Annotated in this window: 4 protein-coding genes; 3 read left to right on the top strand and 1 reads right to left on the bottom strand. The window is 43.9% G+C overall.

Annotation, left to right across the window (positions count from 1 at the left end; all coding sequences use genetic code 11):
• Positions 1–481: 481 nt before the first annotated feature.
• The 3 genes from RID09_RS09900 (at position 482) to RID09_RS09910 (ending at position 2,729) form a co-directional block, all read left to right on the top strand.
• Entirely contained in the window at positions 482–865 is a 384-nt protein-coding gene (locus tag RID09_RS09900) for a hypothetical protein (RefSeq protein WP_446335776.1), read from the top strand.
• Positions 843–1,202, top strand: coding sequence for a DUF5615 family PIN-like protein (locus RID09_RS09905; protein ID WP_446335777.1), 360 nt, complete (start codon positions 843–845; stop codon positions 1,200–1,202). Before RID09_RS09900 ends, RID09_RS09905 begins: the two co-directional genes overlap by 23 nt.
• A gap of 228 nt (positions 1,203–1,430) precedes the next feature.
• On the top strand, positions 1,431–2,729 hold the full coding sequence (locus RID09_RS09910; protein WP_446335778.1) for an ABC transporter ATP-binding protein: 1,299 nt from the start codon (positions 1,431–1,433) through the stop codon (positions 2,727–2,729).
• A 142-nt stretch (positions 2,730–2,871) separates the two neighbouring features.
• Here RID09_RS09910 and RID09_RS09915 read toward each other — a convergent pair whose 3' ends face one another.
• On the bottom strand, positions 2,872–3,501 hold the full coding sequence (locus RID09_RS09915; protein ID WP_446335779.1) for a Uma2 family endonuclease: 630 nt from the start codon (positions 3,499–3,501) through the stop codon (positions 2,872–2,874).
• Between the last annotated feature and the right edge of the window lie 196 nt (positions 3,502–3,697).

Consider the following 3,697-nt stretch of genomic DNA (forward strand, 5'->3'; position numbering starts at 1 on the left):
GGTTCTTCCGGACTTAGTATGCTAAACTATCAGCTTTCAGGACTCATAAAGCTTAACAGACAAGGACTGTAGCGCCTAAGTCCATCAAAACGACTTGAAATATGGGAAGAAATGGCTAAAGCTCTTGCTGTCCAATATTCGGATTAATCAAACTAACAATTTAGCATACTAAGTACGGAAGACCCGTTTAATTTGGGTATTTACCGATAACCTCAAAGGCAAAACCCGCCCTTCCTCATCTATCTGATACTGTCCCTCTCCTGAAATCTTGCCACACAAATAATAAATCCCACGTTACCGTGAGGTGGGCAAACGTCACAAACGATAACATCAGCATTTTCAAGTTGATAACGTTTGCCCACCCTACAGGATAAAAGCTACTAACTTCAGCAATAACCAGCGATAATGAACAGAGCGATCGCGTATTTGGATAAACTAGATCTAGTTGTACATAGACACCAGCATGGGTCGGAGTATCTCTATGTCTTTGCAAGAGATCAAAGAACAGGTTAACCAATTATCTGTAATCGATCGCCTCGCCCTGATCAGTGCGATCATTCAATCCCTGGAAGATAGCAGCCTACAGGAAAACTGGTACTATCTGGTAGCACGTCCCCATCCGTGGCGACGCCAACTTTACATAAAAGGACGCAAACTCCTGGCTTCAACAGTTTGGCAAGATAAGATTGTCAATGAAATGACGCTAGAACAAGCCGCAGAAAATTGGGATTTGCCTCTAGCTGCAATCTATGAAGTGATCCATTACTGCGAAAGTCATCGGGATCTGATCAAGCTAGAAGCCGATGAGGAACGGTATCGTTTAGAAGAAAAAGGAGTTTCACTTGAGCCTACGACTACTCCTTGATGAAGATTCTCAAGCAAAATACTTGGTCAATTTACTTCAAAAAGTCGGTCATAATGTGCTGAGTGTGAATGAAGCAGATTTGATGGGTCAAGCGGATCTAAGGGTACTCAACTATGCTAGACAACAAAGGCGAGTGTTACTAACCCGTAACTGCGATGACTTTCAGGAACTTCATCAAGCTAATCCCGTGCATCCCGGTATCTTGGCAGTATTCCAAAATCCTGATATTGCCAAAAATATGAGTTATCAAGCCATTGTTCAGGCGATCGCGAACCTTGAACAAGCAGGCTATACTTTGGAAAATCAATTCATTGTTCTCAATCAATGGAACTACTGAATGGCTAAACCGAGAAAAATCCTGGCGATCGCAGATGAAAAAATTAACTCCAAGTTTAGAGTTTGTAGTCAGCGATGCCAGCGCTGATGGTACTAAAGTACCAACTACGAACCCAGTTTGATAACCTGCTTCTCACCGAAAACTTGGGTTCGGAACCTCAGTTGATGACGCAAACGAACATAATAGTATAGTTAGCTCTATCACTGTCGCTCATCCCCAGTCACCATCGTGTCCCAGGTTGTTCTCGAAAACGTCTACAAAAGCTTTCCTAGTCGCAAGGAGGGGTCAACTGTCGCGCCTGTGACGACAGAACCCTTGCTCACACCTAGCGATGAAGCGCCACTGGTAGCCGTTGATTCATCCTCTCCCTCATCGGGAACCGCGAATGTTTTACGGCGAATTAATCTGAGAGTCCATGATGGCGAGTTTATGGTATTGGTGGGTCCTTCGGGTTGTGGCAAAAGTACCCTGCTGCGGGTGATTGCGGGATTAGAGGAATTAACCGGCGGGAAAATTTGGGTGGGCGATCGCATGGTGAATGATTTGCCCCCAAAAGCCCGCAATATCGCCATGGTGTTTCAAAATTATGCCCTTTATCCGCACCTGAATGTCTATGATAATATTGCCTTTGGCTTACGGCGGACAACCCTGGGATTAGCCTACGAAAAGCCTACCACCGAGATGCCGCTTTGGGTCGAAAATGCCTTAATCGGGATGACGCGATCGCTCCCTAAAGGATGGCGTTATATCTGCGATCGCGAACGGGCGATTGATGACCAAGTTCACTATGTCGCCAAACTCCTGCAAATTGAACCTCTGCTGAATCGACTCCCCAAACAGCTATCTGGGGGACAAAAGCAACGAGTCGCCTTAGGGCGCGCGATCGCCCGGAATCCCCAAGTCTTTCTCATGGATGAACCCCTCTCCAATCTAGACGCCAAACTCCGAGCCCAAACCCGCAGTCAAATCGTGCGCTTACAACGACAATTAGGCACCACCACCCTCTATGTCACCCACGATCAAACCGAAGCCATGACCATGGGCGATCGCATCGCGGTAATGAATCAGGGGGAAATTCAGCAAATCGCCCCTCCCCTAGAACTCTATAATCACCCCGCTAATCAGTTTGTCGCCGAATTTATCGGTTCACCCCCGATGAACTTTATTCCCGTTCAAATTAAAGCCCCCCTACTGATTCAGCATCGCCAATTTCGGCTCACGCTTCCAGATGTTTGGCAACCCTTTCTGCAAGAGTATGATGGACGTTCTTTAATCCTGGGAATTCGTCCCGAACATTTAACCGTAAGTGTTCCCGCCCCCAAAAACTTATCAGTAAACGTTGAACAAGTCGAAGCCTTGGGAAATGATACCTATTTATTAGCTAAACTCGATCGCAAAACTAGGTTACAAGCCAGAATTCCCGCTGATAATCTCGTCAAAGCTGGCGATCAACTGTGGTTATCGATTAACGCCGATAAAGTTCATTTCTTTGACGATAGAACAGGTAAAGCCATTCGGTCTAATTAGCTGACTTTTCACGGTATGTGGCGCAACGTTAGTAGAGACGTTGCATGCAACGTCTCTAAAACTTTTCGGTTGCACCCATAAGTAACTAAACCCGCCCAGACTCAGGTTTGTTTCTCCTGGATAAAAGTTAACCATTTGATATCTAAAAATTTAGAGCAAAAACCTGCTGTGGGGAGAAGTTAAACAGGGGAAACGTTGGGGAAACAATGGTAGTATTTTCCGTAAATGGCGTCATCAGATATTCTCCCTCAACCAAAGTATTAACAAAAAATGTAGGTTGTTTGGGGGTGCCAATAAACTTTCTTGGTCCTAATGCGGCATAATCAACAATCCAATATTCCTCAATGCCCATTTCCTCATAATCTCGAAGTTTATTATAGTAATCGTCACGCCAATTCGTTGAAACAACCTCGACGATTAATTTAACTGAATCATAATTTTGAATAATCGATTCACTTTCCCACCGGGGTTCTGCACCAATAACGTCTTGATTCAAAACGATGATATCGGGTTCATAACCTGATCTTTCCCGTTTGGGTTTAACAATTGATTCTCTAGGAATCGTCCAAATGCCACCTTTCCCCATTTGCCGGATAATTATGAAGAGTTGTTCGATAAGGGAACCTGTTAGAGTTGAATGTTTTCCCTTGGGTTTTGGCATTTCGATAATTACTCCGTCATACAGTTCGTACCGAACTTCTGAATTTTCGGGATACCAGTTGATAAATTCATCAAAGCTGTAGAGTTGGGGTTGAGTTTGGGCTTGAGTCATAGTTGATATCAGGTGTTTGGTGTTTGGTGTTGGGGAGAGAAAAAAACTGTATCTCATCAATGGATAATTAATAATTGATAATTGACAATTGATTAATTGGGTCTAAGACCTCTTCGTTTACGAAGAAATTAAAAAAGATTTTCCTTAATTTCAATCCTCTTCTTTTAAGGAGAGGTCATTATCCATTGTTCATTAT

Origin of the sequence: Coleofasciculus sp. G1-WW12-02 (assembly GCF_040219735.1) — a bacterium.
GTDB lineage: Bacteria > Cyanobacteriota > Cyanobacteriia > Cyanobacteriales > Coleofasciculaceae > Coleofasciculus.

What these genes read in the sequence shown, in the direction of transcription:
- RID09_RS09915 (WP_446335779.1), bottom strand. Translation starts at nt 3,501, where the DNA reads ATGACTCAAGCCCAAACTCAACCCCAACTCTACAGCTTTGATGAATTT.
- RID09_RS09900 (WP_446335776.1), top strand. Translation starts at nt 482, where the DNA reads ATGTCTTTGCAAGAGATCAAAGAACAGGTTAACCAATTATCTGTAATC.